Genomic DNA, 15,436 nt, shown 5'->3' with positions numbered 1-15,436 from the left:
AGGGCGGCATCATATCACTTCGCGCCCCTGCGGGCTTGCTGCAGGGATCGGCCGGCAGGTAACCTCTAGTTGCAGTTTTCGCTTGCCAGAAACGGCAACAGACCGGAATCTGGGCATCCCGAATAGCCGATACTCTGAATATACCAACCGGAATCTCCATGTCCGCTACACCTACTCATGCCCTGCTGGGCATTCTCGATCAGTATCAGCCCGAGCGCCTGCTGTGCATAAGCAGTGATCCGATTCCCGCCGTATCGGCATACATCAATGAGCATCCGGAATGCGAACTGATCGAAACAAGCCAGGTGCCTCTGCCAGACGACCTGGCTAACCAGCGCTATGACCTGGCGATCATTGCCGATCAACTGGAGCGCCTGGATAAACGCCAGGGCATCGAACTGCTTGCCGGCCTGCGCAACCTGTCGGTCAGCCGCATGGCGGTCCTGGTGGAGCTTGCGGATGCGACGGAATGGGAGTCGAACGATTTCTATGGCTTGGCCATGCAGCGCGACGCCCGGTTTGAAAAGGACGATCGTTGCCTCACCCTGTTTAGCTATGATCTGGCAGAGTACAAGACGGTACCCGACTGGCTGAATTCCAAGTACTGGGCCAACCCGGAAAACTTTGACCGGTACTGGTGGTAGTGACTTCCAACTCGAAGACCCCCTGTCCGTGCTGCAGCAATCGTTCCTATGATGACTGCTGTGGGCCGATGCACGCGGGAGCGCCCGCGAGCAATGCACAAACCCTGATGCGTTCACGTTACAGCGCCTACTGCCTGGGTCTGATCGATTACCTGGTAACGACGACACTACCGAGCCAGCAGGCTCGGCTCGATGTGTCTGCGATGACCAGGTGGAGCCACGAAAGCACCTGGCTCGGGCTCGAGGTAGAGAACACGACGGACGATGGCAGCGATCGCGCTCAGGTGACTTTTGTTGCGCACTGGACGGATCCTGATGGGAGTCAGCATAAGCACCGCGAGTGTTCGGAATTTATCCGCAAGGCAAACAAATGGTATTTCGTGGACCCAAATTACCGGCCAGATACCGGACGTAATGCGCCCTGCCCTTGCGGATCGGGTAAAAAATTCAAGCGCTGTTGCGCCCCCTGAGCCTGAAGACTCCGTTATTGGCTCGCAAACGTCTCAGTCCTCGAGCTTGAGGTGATCGGTATCAGGTACTCTGGCGTCAATCGCGGGTTTGAGTTGATCCAGATCGGCACCGGGCGGCGCCAGGCTCAAGGCCGAGAGATCGATAGGCAACGGGGTGAAGGTGTCATAATCGTCCTGCATGTCGGCTCCTGCCGGTGCGATACCGAAATCGGGGGCTTCTACGTTCCTGAAGGCGGCCATATAGGCATCTCGAGGCTCGACGTGAGAGCTCTGCGACTGGACGGTAGCCTGCTCAGCCTGCGAATGGGGCCGCACCGGTTCCGCAGCAGCGTCCATCGGATCAATGCTGCACAATGCCCCCGCACGCTCGATAGCTTGCCGGTACTTTTCGGCTGCAGACTCATCCAGCCCCTGCTTGATCACTACCCGGCGCCCCGAGAACAGCACGTCGAGCTGCTCTCCACCCACCTGAAAAAGCTGCCCGATCCGCGCCCGAGCCTGGTCCTGCGTCACACCGGAGCGCACCTGTCCCTGAAAAGCAATTTCGAAAAGAGGCATCTTGTCTCTCCCTCGTAATGATTAGTCCTGCACCATTAGCGGCATTTGATTAGTATGGACAGACGCAGGCAGTCCGGCAACTCGATAAAAAAGGCGCCTTGCCCCATACCTGGAGGGTACGCATGTTCAGAACCATTTCGGTAATAGCGTTGGTAGCGGGTCTGTCACTGCTGACCGGGTGCGCATTGTTCAGCCCCTCCTACACCAAGCCGGATATTGCGCTGGCCAATGTCGAGATGCTCAAGGCCAATTTGTGGGAACAGTCGTTCCGGTTAAAGCTACGAGTGGACAACCCGAATGATCGAAGCCTGCCCATACGGGGCATGCAATACCAGATTTATCTGAATGATGCCCGTCTGGCCACTGGCGTCAGCGATCAGATTTTTGACGTGCCGGCTTATGGCTCGGAATATTTTGAATTGAATGTACGGTCCAATCTGTGGCGACATGTGGGCGACATCGTCAAACTGATCGAGAATCAACAACCCGTGGATTATCGGATAGAAGGTCATATCCGAACCGGCCTGCTCTTCTCGCCTAGACTTAATCTTCGCGAAAAAGGCACGCTGAATCCCGCCGATCTGAGTTTCTGAAATTATGCCGTTATCGAACTTGTTAATCCTCGCTGGAGTGACAATCATTCTGGCACTGGCTGTTTATGCCGCTGTTCTGTGGCGCCAGGTGCGACGCAAAAGCGATGCGCAGCAGGCACTGCAGCGCGAACGCGAAGAGCGCCTGGCAACCGACATCGAGTTTCTGGCAAAGAGCCTGACTAGCGGTCAGTTACCGGCGATCGAGGGCGCCATCCGGATCAAGGTGCTGCTCGACAATTACACAGGACCACGCCGCGAAAGCCTCGACCTGACCGTATTCGAGACGGTTTATGACGCCACAGCGCACATACCTACTCACCAGGCATGGAAGGACTTGCCACGCGATGAGCGCAGGATCCTTGAGGCGGAGATGGCGGATATCGAGGTGAATCACAAATCACGCCTTGAGGAAGCTGCGGCGCAATTGAGCAAAGGACTGGCAAGCGCCCGCTGATTCGATTGAACGCGAACGCTGCCAAAATACCGGGCGTCTTACCCGGCAAAACCTTATTCAGACTACCGAATTACCACCGTCCACTGCGATGGCCTGACCAGTCACATGGCGCGAGGCCTCGGAAGCCAGGAATACTGCCGGCCCCTTGATGTCCTCTTCGCCGCCGATGCGACCCAGCGGAGTGCCTTCCTTGATCATCTCGGTCACTTTCGCCAGGCCCTGGGCCATCTTGGTGGGGAAGTAGCCCGGGCATATGGCGTTCACATTGATATTGTAGGCACCCCATTCACCTGCCAGTGCGCGGGTCAGGTTGATTGCGGCCGCCTTGCTGGTGTTGTAGGCCACGGTATGGATACCGGAGTTGGCACGGTTGCCCTTGAAGCCAGCAATCGAGGCAATGTTGATGATTTTGCCGGAGCGTCTTGGAATCATGAACCGGCGACCCACTTCCTGAGCCATCAGGAAACACACGTCGACGTTCAGAGTCATCACTTTCTGCCAGCCCTCATAACTATGTTCCGCGGCAGGCTGACCCCAACTGGTTCCGGCATTGTTGATCAGAATATCGACGGTTCCAAACTTGGCCTCGACCGCGTCAACCAGGGTCTTGACCGGCTGTGTGTCCAGTTTTCCCAGGTCACAGGCGATGCCGCCGGCTTCCACGCCCTGGGCATTGAGTTGGGCGACGACCTCATCGACTTCGGCACTGTTGCGCGCGCTGATGAATACCTTCGCACCCTGTTCACCCAGCGCTTCGGCCATCTGCAGGCCGAGACCCTTGGTTCCGCCGGTAATCAGGGCGACCTTGCCAGTCAGATCGAACAGTTGCTTGACGCTCATTAGACATCCCTCTTTTGATGTGAGTGCATTCAGTTGTATCTACATCATAACTGCTCGCCGGTTTTCAACCGACCATCAGTGATCCGGGTGATATACCACCAAGCTCGGGTGTTATCATACCCGTCCCCTATTTGCGGTGACTCCCATGGCTCAACACGACTTCAGACACAGCCTTCTAAACCCGGCACACACTTTGATCGAGTGCCGCACCCTGGCAGCCGGCCTTTTTCAGGTGACCGGGCAGGGAGGCGGTGTCCAACCGGGGGATACGCTGGTCTGCACCATAAAGGGCAGCCGCGACCTGCCAATGTCCTTGCTGGTCGACAAGGTGCGTTATCTGATCAACCCACCGGGACAATGGACTGCCACAGCCAGGGGTCCTGATCTGCGCGGGCATTCAGTGCTTGGCTGGTCCATACGATGCGGCAACTGCGAAAAAGAGCAGGCGTTCGAATTTCTTGTGCTTGACAAGGACAACCTGCAGGCACGCACAGAAAAAGCGGTGGTCCGGATTGGTGAAATGGGTTGGGCGCCCAAGGGCGACAATCATCTATGCCCGGCCTGCGCCAAGCAGAAATCCTGATTTTCTCAGAACAGATTGAGCTGCTCACCGAGCAAGCTATGTGCATGATCCAGACGCACACCTACACCGATCAGGCGCACTGGACGGCCACCACGGGCAAAGGCCTGGATGCATAACTCGCGATAACCCTCCGGAGTCACCGGGGCGCCAGCCTGCTCAAGCGTAGTCTGGGTAAAATCATGGAACTTGAGTTTGATGAAGGGCTTGCTCACCCGATACTCACCTTCGAGCCGACCCAATCTCTGAGCCAGTTTCTCCAACAGGGGTGCCAGGGCGTTGAGACAGGCCTGAAGATCGGGCAGGTCCTGATCATAGGTGTTTTCGACGCTCACCGACTGCCGTTTACTTTCTACAACCAAGGGTCGGTCATCGATCCCCCTGGCCAGTTGCCACAGTCGCTCGCCAAAACTCCCGAACTCCCTGGCAAGATCCTGTTTGCGCCAAGGCAGGAGCTCAGCGCACACATCAACACCCAGGCTCTTCAAGCGCGCAGCCGTTACTCGTCCAACGCCATGCAGCCGTTCAACCGGAAGCCTTCTGACGAACTCCTCTACCTCCTCAGGCAAGATGACTTTCAGCCCATCGGGCTTGTTCCAGTCACTGGCGATCTTGGCCAGGAACTTGTTGGGCGCCACGCCAGCTGACACAGTAATGCCCTGGTCGGCCTGTACCAACCGCCGTATCTCGCGGGCCATCAAGGTTGCACTACCGTGACAGGATTCACTGGCTGTCACGTCCAGATAGGCTTCATCCAGCGAAAGCGGCTGAATCAGCTGGGTAAACTGGGTAAAGATCGCTTGAATAGCCTGAGATGCCTCACGGTAGGCCGCCATGCGCGGCGGCACGATCAGCAGATCAGGGCACAGCTTGCGTGCGTAGGCCGAGGCCATTGCCGAGCGCACACCGAATGCACGTGCTTCATAATTGCAGGTCGCCACGACCCCACGCTTGTCAGCATCACCACCCACAGCCAGTGGGCGCCCGCGCAGGCGTGGGTCGTCACGCATTTCAATTGCAGCATAAAAACAGTCACAGTCGACATGGATGATTTTGCGCACGGCAGGCTGACTCGGAAAATCCAATAGGGACCATAGGAGCATCCTATTGTACCTGATCAGTCAAGCGAACCCGGATCACCGAAGGTCATCCGGTCAGAGAAAGCTAACTGGCAACCACCTGATTTCTGCCCGCTTCCTTGCCCTGGTACAAGGCCTTGTCAGCGCGGCGAATCACATCTTCGATAGTTGCATCGTCCTGGCTGACCTCTGTAACCGCAAAGGTAGCTGTTATGCGAATCTCCAGATCATCGGACTTGACCGAGCTCGCCTGCAATTTTTCCCGCAAGCGGTTAATGACAATCATGGCGTTTTCCAGGTCGGTGTCAGGCAACAAAAGAATGAACTCCTCCCCACCGAAACGCCCCACGATGTCGGTGTGCCTTAGCGTGGCAACAAACAGATCAGAGATGTGTTTGAGCACCTGGTCGCCGGCATCGTGCCCATACTGATCGTTGATCTTTTTGAAGTGGTCCAGATCGGTAACACACAAAGTCAACTTGCTGCCATGCCTGCGTACCCGCTCCTGCTCGCGGCGAAACAGGGTTTCATACTGCCTGCGATTCAGCAGCCCTGTAAGCGGGTCAGTAGTGGCCTGCAGCTTCAGCTCAACCTCCAGCTCCTCCCGACGTTTTATCTCGGCCTGAAGGGACTGATTGATCTGCACCGTTTCAATGAACAGTGCGTATTGATGGCGCTTACCCAAATTCAGCCGCACCCCGGCAAAATAACCAATGATGGTCGGCAGGCAGAGGATGAAGAAAATCCCCACCAGAAGTGGCGGCGCAACATTGAGCAAGTAGATGCAATAAAGGGAACCGAATATACCGAACAAGGCTACAAGGTTGGAGTTTATGATCCGATTGGGTACAAAAATGTAGATACTGATCAGCAGGATGACGGTAACGCCAATGTTCCAGCTGATAATGTCCGGTCGCACGAAATAGATGAGGAAAAACAGAAAGAAGCCAATGACCTCGATGACCGTGACGCCAATGCCGTCTCTGGCAAGCCGGGGCTTGAATTTGACTGCAACGGAGAATATCAGCACCAGCGTTGCCGACAACACCCGCATGCCCATCAGGTGGTAAAAACCCTCACTCATGCCCAGGGCGATATAGTCGAGCCAGCCAAACGCCAGCAGCAGGAAAGCCCACACCCGCAAGGCTACAATCAAGTGTCTGGCTGTTTCTTCCTTGACATGCTCCCGATAGGCAAGCTCGGTATCCGTATGAAGAAATTCACCGCGCCAGGTAGACAGGGAGTAACGCTTGGGTTCATCGGTCACTTTGGACTCCACCGCCACGAGGGGGCGATTTTTTATTATTTTCATTCATCAGCCTGTCAAGCATACGCCTGAGAATGTAACAAAGCCAAGTATCCATAGTGGCATTGTGACGCATGTCATGGAATCCGGGGCCTGCCGAGGCGCTAATCTTAAAGCCGGCAGCCATCATCAACCCGACGCCGGCGAGACAAAAAAATCTTTTCTGTTCAATCGCTTGACAGCGCAGCGCCAATGCGTAGAATGCAGCCCTCAGACGCGGGGTGGAGCAGTCTGGTAGCTCGTCGGGCTCATAACCCGAAGGTCGTAGGTTCAAATCCTGCCCCCGCAACCAATCTGAAAAACCGTCGAACGGATACTCTCCTTCGGCGGTTTTTTTTGCCTGAATTTCGACCCAGAGGAATATTGCGGACAGGATTGACAGCCCTATACTGTCGGCGACATCCAGCCATAATACCCAGGCCCGTTTATGTTTTCACCTCGACTGTTACTGCTATCCCTACTGATCACCTCATGCAGTGCAGTGGGCGCTCCGGTGACTCAACCACCCGCAACACCGACCTTTCTGATTGCCGAAGTCTGGCCATGGGGCTATTTCGACAAGGACAATCAACCGGCAGGCATTATAAAGAGATTTGCCTCGCGGCTTTCCGAACAAGCCGGTATTGAAATGAACTACCGGGTTTTGCCCCACCAACGGGTTTTGGCTGACTTCAGCCGAAGCGATGGCGATTACACGATGCTGTTTCAAAACCCTGAGGTGGACAGTTTTGCCGAGCGGGTCGCCATGGTACAGGTGAGCGACATTATGTTGATGACCCATCGCGAGTCGCGGCTAAACCTGACCCTCGGCGCTCTGGCTGGCAAGACGCTGGGTTATATTGGCGGCACCTATTATGGCGAGGATTTCCACGCTGACCAGCGCATCGTCAAGCTGCCGGTATCGAGCCTTGATCAGGCATTACGCATGCTGCAGCTGGGGCGTCTGGACGCTCTGATAACCAGCGACATTTTACTGCATCACAGCCTCAGGCAAGCGCAGCTCGACCCCGGCATTTTCCGTGCCCAGGTGCTCACCCGCGGCCATGAAGCCTACCTGTATGTATCCCACGGCAGCCGCACCGCAGCTCACGTACCATTGGTACGCGCCGCGCTGGAAGAGATGCGTGCCAACGGCGAATTGGATGAGATGTTTCGTAACTCACTTCAGTTGCCGCCCAATAGCAGCCACTGACCCGAAGTCCTGCCCGCGTCCGGTATCCCCCTGTATCAACCGCTGCTTGCCGACTACCATGACTGGATAACACCAATCAGAAGACCACGGAGCTGCCAACATGCATATTGGTTTTATTGGCCTGGGCAACATGGGCGCGCCGATGGCGCGCAATCTGCTCCGCGCAGGTTACCGGCTAACTGTTTTTGACCTGGCAGCCGCGGCTGTTGCAAGTCTGGTTAACACAGGGGCAACTGCCGCTCCTTCGATTATCGACATCGCACAAAGCGATGTGGAACTGATCATCACCATGCTACCGGCAGCATCCCATGTCAGAGAGGTCTACCTCGGCGAACAGGGCCTGTTGTCCGGCGTAGCCCCGGGGGTGCGTCTGATTGACAGCTCAACCATCGATCCAATGACCGCCCGTGACGTAGCTGCCGCTGCATTGCAGCAGGGTAATCCGATGCTCGACGCTCCGGTTTCGGGTGGCACAGGAGGGGCAGAAGCCGGGACCCTGACTTTTATGGTCGGTGGAGACAATACGGATTACGATGGCGCCTTGTCAGTTTTGCAGTCCATGGGGAAAAATGTCGTGCATTGTGGCCCCGCGGGCAACGGTCAGGCCGCCAAAGTGGCCAACAATATGTTGCTGGCCATCTCCATGATAGGCGTAGCGGAAGCCATGAATCTCGGGGTGTCTCTGGGAATGGATCCGAAAGTACTGGCTGGTGTGATTAACACCTCGAGCGGGCGCTGCTGGAGTTCTGATACCTATAACCCCTATCCGGGGGTGATCGAGGGCGCACCCGCCTCGAGGAACTACACAGGGGGCTTTGGCACCGACCTGATGCTCAAGGATCTGGGCCTGGCAACCGAAGCGGCAAAACAGCAAAAGCAACCCATCATACTTGGCGCACTAGCCCAGCAGCTCTATCAGATGTTCAGTAGCCAGGGCCACGGAGCTATGGACTTTTCCGCCATTATCAAACTGTATTCAGGAGAGGATCAATGACAGAGTCGCAAGCGGTTATTCTGGCCGAAACGCGCAACCACATAGGCTATCTGACGCTGAACCGTCCGGAGGGCCTCAACGCGCTGACGCTGGAAATGGTGCGACTGATGCATGCCCAACTCAAGGCATGGTCCAGCGATGAATCCGTCAAGGCCGTTGTGTTGCGTGGCGCCGGCGATCGCGCCTTCTGCGCAGGCGGCGACATAAGAGGACTCTATGAGCTGCACAAGGCACGCAAGCAGGGTATCGAGGAGTTTTTCCGCCATGAGTACATGCTTGATCAATATATTCATGATTATGCCAAACCCGTAATTGCGCTGTTGGATGGCTTTGTTCTGGGTGGAGGCATGGGCCTGGCGCAGGGTTGCAGCCTACGGCTGGTCAGCGAACGCGCGCGACTGGGCATGCCCGAAACCGGCATCGGTTATTTTCCCGATGTAGGCGGCAGTTATTTTTTGCCCCGCCTGCCTGGCGAGCTGGGGGCTTATCTGGGCCTCACTGGCAATCATATAGGCGCCGCAGACGCACTGTACGCGGGCCTAGCCGACGTCCATCTGCCCAGCGAACGCATGTCGAAACTGGATCAGCATTTCGACCAACTGGATTGGTCGCTGAAAACGCCGGAACAGATGCTGCGTGATATTGCGTTGACTGAACTGCCCGGCAGTGACCTAGCCAAGTTGCAGCCCGCCATTGACCATCACTTTGTCGAACATGACATACCCGCTATCCGCCAGTCACTGCTGAGTGAACACCGCAGTGAATTCAAGGAATGGGCGCAGAAAACCGTGGAAATCCTGGATAAACGCTCGCCTCTGGCCCTGGCTGTCACCCTCGAACTGTTGCGCCGCGGCCGCAAGCTCAGCCTGCCGGAATGCTTTGCCATGGAGCTGCATTTGGATCGTCAGTGGTTCGAGCATGGCGACATCGTTGAAGGCGTTCGCGCCCTGCTCGTCGACAAGGACAAGAGCCCACAGTGGAACCCCTCCTCCATCTCGAAACTGGACCCCAAGAGGGTCGATTCTTTCTTCAAGGGGCTGTAAATGAACGATCTTGAGTTCAGCGAAGACCAGCGCATGGTGCGCGATATGGCGCGAGAGTTTGCGCGCGCCGAGCTGGCACCCAGGGCAGCGCAATTTGATCGTGATGGCTGGATCGACGATGCCGTCGTCCAGCAGATGGGTGAGCTGGGGCTGCTCGGCATGGTCGTCCCTGAGGAAAAAGGCGGTAGTTTTACCGACTACAGCGCTTACGCATTGGCGGTAGAAGAAATATCCGCAGGTTGCGGGGCAACAGGCGCTCTGATGAGCGTGCATAACTCGGTTGGCTGCGGGCCGGTTCTCAACTACGGCTCAGCTGAACAACAGGACACCTGGCTGGAAAAGCTGGCCACCGGTCGGGCGATTGGTTGCTTCTGTCTCACCGAACCCCATGCGGGATCCGAGGCGCACAACTTGCGTACCCGCGCGGTACTTGAGAATGGCGAGTGGGTCATCAACGGCGCCAAGCAGTTCGTGACGAACGGCAAACGCGCCAGCCTGGCCGTGGTGTTTGCGATCACTGACCCGGAACTGGGCAAGAGAGGCCTGTCGGCCTTCCTGGTTCCTACGGATAACCCGGGGTTTCGCGTCGACCGCATGGAACACAAGCTGGGTATCCGCGGCTCCGACACCTGCGCCATCACCCTGGATAATTGCCGGATTCCGGAAAGCAGCCTGCTTGGGGTTCGCGGCAAGGGTCTGTCGATAGCGCTATCCAATCTGGAAGGCGGCCGTATCGGTATCGCCGCGCAGGCGTTGGGCATTGCCCGGGCAGCGTTCGAGGCGGCTCTGATCTATGCCCGTGACCGCACCCAGTTTGGCCAGGCGCTGACCGAACATCAAAGCATCGCCAACATGCTGGCCGACATGCATATGAAGCTCAATGCAACACGCTTGCTGATCTTGCATGCAGCGCGCTTGCGTACCGCAGGCCAGCCCTGCCTGTCAGAAGCCTCCCAGGCTAAGCTGTTTGCCAGTGAAATGGCCGAGGATGTCTGCTCCAAAGCAATCCAGATCCACGGTGGCTATGGCTATCTGGAGGACTATTCAGTTGAGCGGCTTTACCGGGATGCGCGCATTACCCAGATTTATGAGGGGACCAGCGAGATCCAGCGGTTGTTGATCGCCAGGGAACTGAGACACTACAGCCTGTAGCGAGTCAGGCCGGATATGTGCAGCTGTTAGTGGAAATCCCGGCTGCGCACATCCAGGCCCGCCAGCATGGGGGTCAGATCCTGCAGTCGCCCGGCAATGACATGCCTGACGCCCTTCTCTGATTCGAACCGCCCATCCACGCGCAGCAGTTGCGAACCCACCAGCTCCCTGCGATGCCGCTCGCCCAGATCCTGCCAGACGATCACATTGATCATGCCAAACTCGTCCTCAAGGGTGACGAAAGTAACGCCGTTGGCCGTGCCGGGTCGCTGGCGACCGGTGACCAGCCCGGCGACCGATATGAGCCGTCCACTTTCGGCCACCAGTAGATCCCGAGAGCTGCGACAACGGCAACGCTTGAGTTCTTCGCGCAACAGTTTCAACGGATGCGGTCCCAGCGTGGTACCCACTGCGGCATAGTCCGCAAACAGGTTTTCAGCGACCGTAGGCGCCGGTAGCAGCACCTGCTTTTCCTGACCTGAAGACTGGCCGGCAAACAGGGGCAGCTGAGGCTCAACCCCGGCCACCGCCCAGCGTGCCTTGTGCCGGTCACCGGCCAGCCCCAGCAGTGCGCCGGCATCAGCCAGCAATTCGCGATCTCGATGGCTCAATCCGGCACGCACGCTGAGATCGCTCACATCATCGAAGGTTTTTTTCTGTCTGGCTTGGGCAATGCGTAGGCCCACTTCCTCATGCAGCCCCCGGACCATGCGCAGACCTAACCGAATAGCTGGCTGCTCCGTTTGGACAGGCATATCGGTTGTGGGCTCAAGGGAGCAATCCCAGTCACTGCACTGCACATCGACGGGCAACGTCTCGATCCGGTGCCTGCGTGCATCCTGCAGAATCTGGTCGGGGCTATAGAAACCCATTGGCCAGCTATTGATCAGGGCGCAGGCGAAGGCAGCGGGTTCATGGCATTTGAGCCAACTGCTGGCATAGGTCAGCAGGGCGAAACTGGCCGCATGGGATTCGGGAAAACCATAGCTGCCAAAACCCTTGATCTGTTCGAATATCTGCGCGGCAAACTCGGCGGTATAGCCACGCTCCAGCATGCCCTTGGCCAGCCGTTCCTTATGAGGCTCAAGGCCGCCCCGCCGCTTCCAGGCGGCCATAGAACGACGTAACTGGTCGGCCTCCCCGGCAGAATAGCCCGCAGCGACGATGGCCATTTCCATCACCTGCTCCTGGAACAACGGTACGCCCAGGGTACGTTCGAAAACAGCTTTCAGGGCCTCTGATGGGTAGACCACCGGCTCCTCGCCGTTGCGCCGCCGCAGATAGGGATGCACCATATCGCCCTGGATAGGACCCGGGCGCACTATGGCCACCTCGATCACCAGATCGTAGAAGGTTCTGGGTTTTAACCGGGGTAGCATCGCCATTTGCGCCCGGGATTCAATCTGGAATACACCCACGGTATCGGCACGGCCCAGCATGTCGTAGGTGGCACTGTCCTCAGCGGGTATGGTCGCCAGGGTAAGATCAAGGTTGCGATAGTCGCGTAGCAGATCGAAGCTGCGACGCAGGGCGCTGAGCATTCCCAGTGCGAGAATATCCACCTTGAGCAGACCGACCATGTCCAGGTCATCCTTGTCCCACTGGATGATGGTGCGATCATCCATTGCCGCATTTTCTACCGGCACCAGGGTCTGCAGAGGGTGTTCGGAGATAACGAAGCCGCCCGGATGTTGCGACAGGTGACGGGGAAAACCGATAAGCTGTTCGGTCAACGTCAGTACCCGATGCAATATCAAATTATCCGGATCAAATCCGGCTTCGCGCAATCGTTCATGGCTGGGAATCCTGCTGCTCCAACGGCCACAGCACTCGGCCAGGGCACTGACCTGATCCGGCGGCAACCCCAGGGACCGGGCAACATCACGCAGGGCGCCAGCACCGCGGTAGGAACTGGCTACCGCAGTCAAGGCAGCGCGGTTGCGCCCATAGCGCTGAAACACATACTGGATGACTTCTTCGCGCCGATCATGCTCGAAATCCACGTCGATGTCCGGCGGCTCATTGCGTTCCCGGGATAGAAAGCGTTCGAACAGCATATTCATCCGTGCCGGATCAATTTCGGTCACGCCCAACACGAAACACACGGCAGAATTGGCTGCCGAACCGCGCCCCTGGCAGAGGATATGTCGACTGCGGGCAAAACGGACTATGTCATGCACTGTGAGGAAGTAGCTTTCGTACTCCAGCTCTTCGATCAGCTCCAGCTCGCTGTCGACTTGTTGACGTACCTTGGCAGTAATACCCTCTGGCCAGCGCCAGGCAATGCCCTTCTCCGTCAGATGTCTTAACCATTGGCTGGCGGTATGACCCTCAGGCACCAGTTCCCGCGGATACTGATAGCGCAACTGACCCAGGTCGAACTGGCAGCGATCGGCGATCGTACGTGTTTCTGCCAGCAGAAACTCAGGATAAATCTCTGCCAACAACTGCGGACTGCGCAAATGGCGTTCACCGTTGGGAAACAGCCTCAGGCCAGCTTCGGCGACGGTGCAGTGATGACGAATTGCGGTCATTGTATCCTGCAAGGCCCGGCGGCCACGGGCATGCATATGCACATCCCCGGCCGCCACCGGCCTGATCTGCAACCGCTCTGCACAGGCCAGCAGCTCCTGTAATCGCGCAGCATCGTCAGGGCCACAGTGCAGCTCGACAGCTATCCAGAGACACTCGTTAAATCGTTGTTTAAGCCAGCGGCCCTGTTCATCATCTATTCCAGATTCAGGAATCCACAGCGCCAGCAAACCCCGTAACGGCTGATCAAAATCCTCGGCGAGCAGGCAATAATCACCCTTCTCCGCCCGGCGACGGGACCGGGTAATCAGATCGCAGAGCACCTGATAACCGGTCAGATCTTCCGCCAGCAGCACCACCTTGGGCCCGCCTTGTATCTGCATTTCACTGCCGACTATCAACCGCAACTGATTTTCCTGTGACGCCTGCCAGGCGCGGACTATGCCAGCCATGGTGCATTCATCCGTGACTGCCAGGGCCTGGTAACCATGCCGAGCTGCGCGCTCGAACAATTCAGCGGCGCTTGATGCGCCACGCTGAAAAGAAAAATTCGATAGACAATGCAGCTCGGCATAATCCGTCATGCAAACCAGCCGTGCAGCCAGAATGGTCCGGCCTGACCGACTTGGCGAAATGCCCAGGCCAGCTGACCATGTTCAGTTCTGATCAGGTAATAATCTCGACGAACGTCTGCGCCATCCCACCAACCGGACTCGATCCTTTCCGGGCCCGCCAGTATCTGTCCGGCATCGTCCCCCAGCGCGACAGGTTCGGACACCAGCCAGCCAGGCCGCAACGGCAGGGCAACCGCCAGGTCAGGTTTGCCTGCTGCCTGTTGGCGCCAGGCGTGTTCGGGTCGATGATCCGGATGGCTGCATATATCAAGCACAGCATCATCGCCCAGGCGGGCGCGCAGCCGTTCACGTAACTGCTCCCAGGGCAGCTTCTGCTGCGGCCGATCTTCGAACAGCTGGGATGATTCGGGCACAAAACGTGGCAGGTCCCTGGCAACCAGGCGCACGGCCTGGACCGGAGCGGGTATCTGCAGGGTTTCGAGTCGTCCGCGGGTCAATTCGAAGAGCATCTCGGACTCGCGTTCAGCCGCCAACAGGCCGACTGTGAGCCGGGTATCCTCCAGATTGCGGTGCTCCAGATGCAGGATAAAACGCTGCACTCCGCTATCGCGACCTGCAAGAAAGGCTGCCAGGTCGGACACCAACCTTTTGACGGGAAAAAATAACGTCTGATTGGACTCCACATCAAAATTGAGCTCGATGCGCACATCGAAAAAATCCGGCGGTGCGAAACAATCAAGCACCAGGGGGCGGTCCCCGAGCAAGGTGTCGATATGCCGCAGAACCTGTTCCGGGAAACGCCGGGCCAGGGTATCGCGGGGCAGCGCGAGCACCTGATGCAAGCGCCGCAGCCCCATCCGCGAAAAGGCAGTCGCCGTCTCACCAGCCAGGCCAATACGCTCAACAGACATCCTACCTAACGTTTCTCGCAGTGCATGCCGGTCAGGAACGGCAATGCCGTCATGACTATTGGCCAGCATCCGGGCAGCAGCGGGATTGGGCGCCAGGGCAATGCGATGGCGGAAGCCCATGGCATCCAGCTCATTGCGCAGCCGTTGTTCGAAATGCAACCAGGGACCGAACAGCCCCATGCTCGACTGTACTTCCAGAAGTAAAGCCCGAGGATAATGCAGACTCACGTGGGAGCTGAAACGATAGGCCCAGGCAGCCAGAAGATGATGCCAGTGCTCGATCTGCTTTTCGTCGTATTCAGCGATAACAAACTCATCGGTCAATGCCCTGGCCGCGGTAAGCGTCATGCCGGGTCGCAGGCCGAGCTCGCGTGCGGCAGGAGTAACCGTCTGCAGCATCCGCCGCTGAGCTGGACCAGCAATAAGAGCCAGCGCTGCCTTGGGGTCTTCACGATGTCGCAGCACGCCATCAAGAGCTAACTGGGGAAAGAGTATGCAGGCCCAACGCATAGC

General features: G+C 57.5%; 15 protein-coding genes and 1 tRNA gene. 10 read left to right on the top strand and 6 right to left on the bottom strand.

The annotated features are described in order from the left end of the window. The first annotated feature begins 158 nt into the window (after window positions 1–158). Together IEV54_RS00880 and IEV54_RS00875 are read left to right on the top strand one after the other, a co-directional pair. Entirely contained in the window at window positions 159–644 is a 486-nt protein-coding gene (locus IEV54_RS00880; protein WP_150277709.1) for a DUF6231 family protein, read from the top strand. After that, window positions 644–1,114: a YchJ family protein gene (locus IEV54_RS00875; protein ID WP_150277710.1), complete on the top strand. Its 471-nt coding sequence runs from the start codon at window positions 644–646 to the stop codon at window positions 1,112–1,114. The genes IEV54_RS00880 and IEV54_RS00875 overlap by 1 nt, the downstream gene beginning before the upstream one ends. Window positions 1,115–1,147: 33 nt before the next feature. Here IEV54_RS00875 and IEV54_RS00870 read toward each other — a convergent pair whose 3' ends face one another. Next, entirely contained in the window at window positions 1,148–1,672 is a 525-nt protein-coding gene (locus IEV54_RS00870; RefSeq protein WP_150277711.1) for a hypothetical protein, read from the bottom strand. Window positions 1,673–1,794: 122 nt separating this feature from the next. On the opposite strand from IEV54_RS00870, the gene IEV54_RS00865 reads away from it, so the two are divergent. Continuing rightward, on the top strand, window positions 1,795–2,265 hold the full coding sequence (locus tag IEV54_RS00865; RefSeq protein ID WP_150277712.1) for an LEA/WHy family protein: 471 nt from the start codon (window positions 1,795–1,797) through the stop codon (window positions 2,263–2,265). Window positions 2,266–2,269: 4 nt separating this feature from the next. Continuing rightward, window positions 2,270–2,719 carry a DUF2489 domain-containing protein gene (locus IEV54_RS00860; protein WP_150277713.1) on the top strand — a complete coding sequence of 150 codons (450 nt, stop codon included), beginning with the start codon at window positions 2,270–2,272 and terminating at the stop codon, window positions 2,717–2,719. A 57-nt stretch (window positions 2,720–2,776) separates the two neighbouring features. On the opposite strand, the gene IEV54_RS00855 is transcribed toward IEV54_RS00860, so the two are convergent. Next, window positions 2,777–3,559, bottom strand: a complete 783-nt coding sequence (locus IEV54_RS00855) for an SDR family oxidoreductase (protein WP_150277714.1) — start codon at window positions 3,557–3,559, stop codon at window positions 2,777–2,779. 145 nt (window positions 3,560–3,704) lie between these two features. Here IEV54_RS00855 and IEV54_RS00850 point away from each other — a divergent pair, with 145 nt between their 5' ends. Then, complete coding sequence (locus IEV54_RS00850; RefSeq protein WP_150277715.1) at window positions 3,705–4,142, top strand: hypothetical protein; 438 nt, start codon at window positions 3,705–3,707, stop codon at window positions 4,140–4,142. 5 nt (window positions 4,143–4,147) lie between these two features. Here the strand turns inward: IEV54_RS00850 and dinB are convergent, their stop codons facing one another. Next, window positions 4,148–5,242: a DNA polymerase IV gene (dinB, locus tag IEV54_RS00845; protein WP_150277716.1), complete on the bottom strand. Its 1,095-nt coding sequence runs from the start codon at window positions 5,240–5,242 to the stop codon at window positions 4,148–4,150. A 61-nt stretch (window positions 5,243–5,303) separates the two neighbouring features. Next, window positions 5,304–6,530 carry a GGDEF domain-containing protein gene (locus IEV54_RS00840; RefSeq protein WP_150277717.1) on the bottom strand — a complete coding sequence of 409 codons (1,227 nt, stop codon included), beginning with the start codon at window positions 6,528–6,530 and terminating at the stop codon, window positions 5,304–5,306. A 209-nt stretch (window positions 6,531–6,739) separates the two neighbouring features. Between IEV54_RS00840 and IEV54_RS00835 the strand changes: the two genes are divergently transcribed. From IEV54_RS00835 to IEV54_RS00815, 5 genes are all read left to right on the top strand, one after another. Beyond that, window positions 6,740–6,816, top strand: a tRNA-Met gene (locus IEV54_RS00835). A gap of 135 nt (window positions 6,817–6,951) precedes the next feature. Then, on the top strand, window positions 6,952–7,716 hold the full coding sequence (locus tag IEV54_RS00830) for a substrate-binding periplasmic protein (protein WP_150277718.1): 765 nt from the start codon (window positions 6,952–6,954) through the stop codon (window positions 7,714–7,716). 100 nt (window positions 7,717–7,816) lie between these two features. After that, window positions 7,817–8,710, top strand: coding sequence for a 3-hydroxyisobutyrate dehydrogenase (gene mmsB / locus IEV54_RS00825; RefSeq protein WP_150277719.1), 894 nt, complete (start codon window positions 7,817–7,819; stop codon window positions 8,708–8,710). Then, a complete protein-coding gene (locus IEV54_RS00820; RefSeq protein ID WP_150277720.1) occupies window positions 8,707–9,753 on the top strand; it encodes an enoyl-CoA hydratase/isomerase family protein in 1,047 nt (348 codons plus the stop codon). Before mmsB ends, IEV54_RS00820 begins: the two co-directional genes overlap by 4 nt. Beyond that, the gene (locus IEV54_RS00815) at window positions 9,754–10,905 is read left to right on the top strand and encodes an acyl-CoA dehydrogenase family protein (protein WP_150277721.1); all 1,152 of its coding nucleotides are present in this window, start codon (window positions 9,754–9,756) and stop codon (window positions 10,903–10,905) included. 26 nt (window positions 10,906–10,931) lie between these two features. On the opposite strand, the gene IEV54_RS00810 is transcribed toward IEV54_RS00815, so the two are convergent. After that, window positions 10,932–14,042 (bottom strand): error-prone DNA polymerase, encoded by a 3,111-nt coding sequence (locus IEV54_RS00810; RefSeq protein WP_195809119.1) that lies wholly within the window; start codon window positions 14,040–14,042, stop codon window positions 10,932–10,934. Beyond that, window positions 14,018–15,433, bottom strand: coding sequence for a Y-family DNA polymerase (locus IEV54_RS00805; protein WP_150277723.1), 1,416 nt, complete (start codon window positions 15,431–15,433; stop codon window positions 14,018–14,020). Before IEV54_RS00805 ends, IEV54_RS00810 begins: the two co-directional genes overlap by 25 nt. Window positions 15,434–15,436 lie beyond the last annotated feature (3 nt).

Origin of the sequence: Halopseudomonas salina, from assembly GCF_014637955.1 — a bacterium.
Taxonomy (GTDB): Bacteria; Pseudomonadota; Gammaproteobacteria; order Pseudomonadales; family Pseudomonadaceae; genus Halopseudomonas; species Halopseudomonas salina.
This window is presented reverse-complemented; position numbering and strand designations above follow the sequence as displayed.

Bases quoted from the DNA above. Each gene is read 5' to 3' on its own strand.
- IEV54_RS00870 (WP_150277711.1), bottom strand. From the start codon at position 1,672: ATGCCTCTTTTCGAAATTGCTTTTCAGGGACAGGTGCGCTCCGGTGTG.
- IEV54_RS00805 (WP_150277723.1), bottom strand. From the start codon at position 15,433: ATGCGTTGGGCCTGCATACTCTTTCCCCAGTTAGCTCTTGATGGCGTG.
- IEV54_RS00860 (WP_150277713.1), top strand. From the start codon at position 2,270: ATGCCGTTATCGAACTTGTTAATCCTCGCTGGAGTGACAATCATTCTG.
- mmsB (WP_150277719.1), top strand. From the start codon at position 7,817: ATGCATATTGGTTTTATTGGCCTGGGCAACATGGGCGCGCCGATGGCG.
- IEV54_RS00850 (WP_150277715.1), top strand. From the start codon at position 3,705: ATGGCTCAACACGACTTCAGACACAGCCTTCTAAACCCGGCACACACT.
- IEV54_RS00820 (WP_150277720.1), top strand. From the start codon at position 8,707: ATGACAGAGTCGCAAGCGGTTATTCTGGCCGAAACGCGCAACCACATA.
- IEV54_RS00855 (WP_150277714.1), bottom strand. From the start codon at position 3,559: ATGAGCGTCAAGCAACTGTTCGATCTGACTGGCAAGGTCGCCCTGATT.
- IEV54_RS00815 (WP_150277721.1), top strand. From the start codon at position 9,754: ATGAACGATCTTGAGTTCAGCGAAGACCAGCGCATGGTGCGCGATATG.
- IEV54_RS00830 (WP_150277718.1), top strand. From the start codon at position 6,952: ATGTTTTCACCTCGACTGTTACTGCTATCCCTACTGATCACCTCATGC.
- IEV54_RS00865 (WP_150277712.1), top strand. From the start codon at position 1,795: ATGTTCAGAACCATTTCGGTAATAGCGTTGGTAGCGGGTCTGTCACTG.
- IEV54_RS00880 (WP_150277709.1), top strand. From the start codon at position 159: ATGTCCGCTACACCTACTCATGCCCTGCTGGGCATTCTCGATCAGTAT.
- dinB (WP_150277716.1), bottom strand. From the start codon at position 5,242: ATGCTCCTATGGTCCCTATTGGATTTTCCGAGTCAGCCTGCCGTGCGC.
- IEV54_RS00840 (WP_150277717.1), bottom strand. From the start codon at position 6,530: ATGAAAATAATAAAAAATCGCCCCCTCGTGGCGGTGGAGTCCAAAGTG.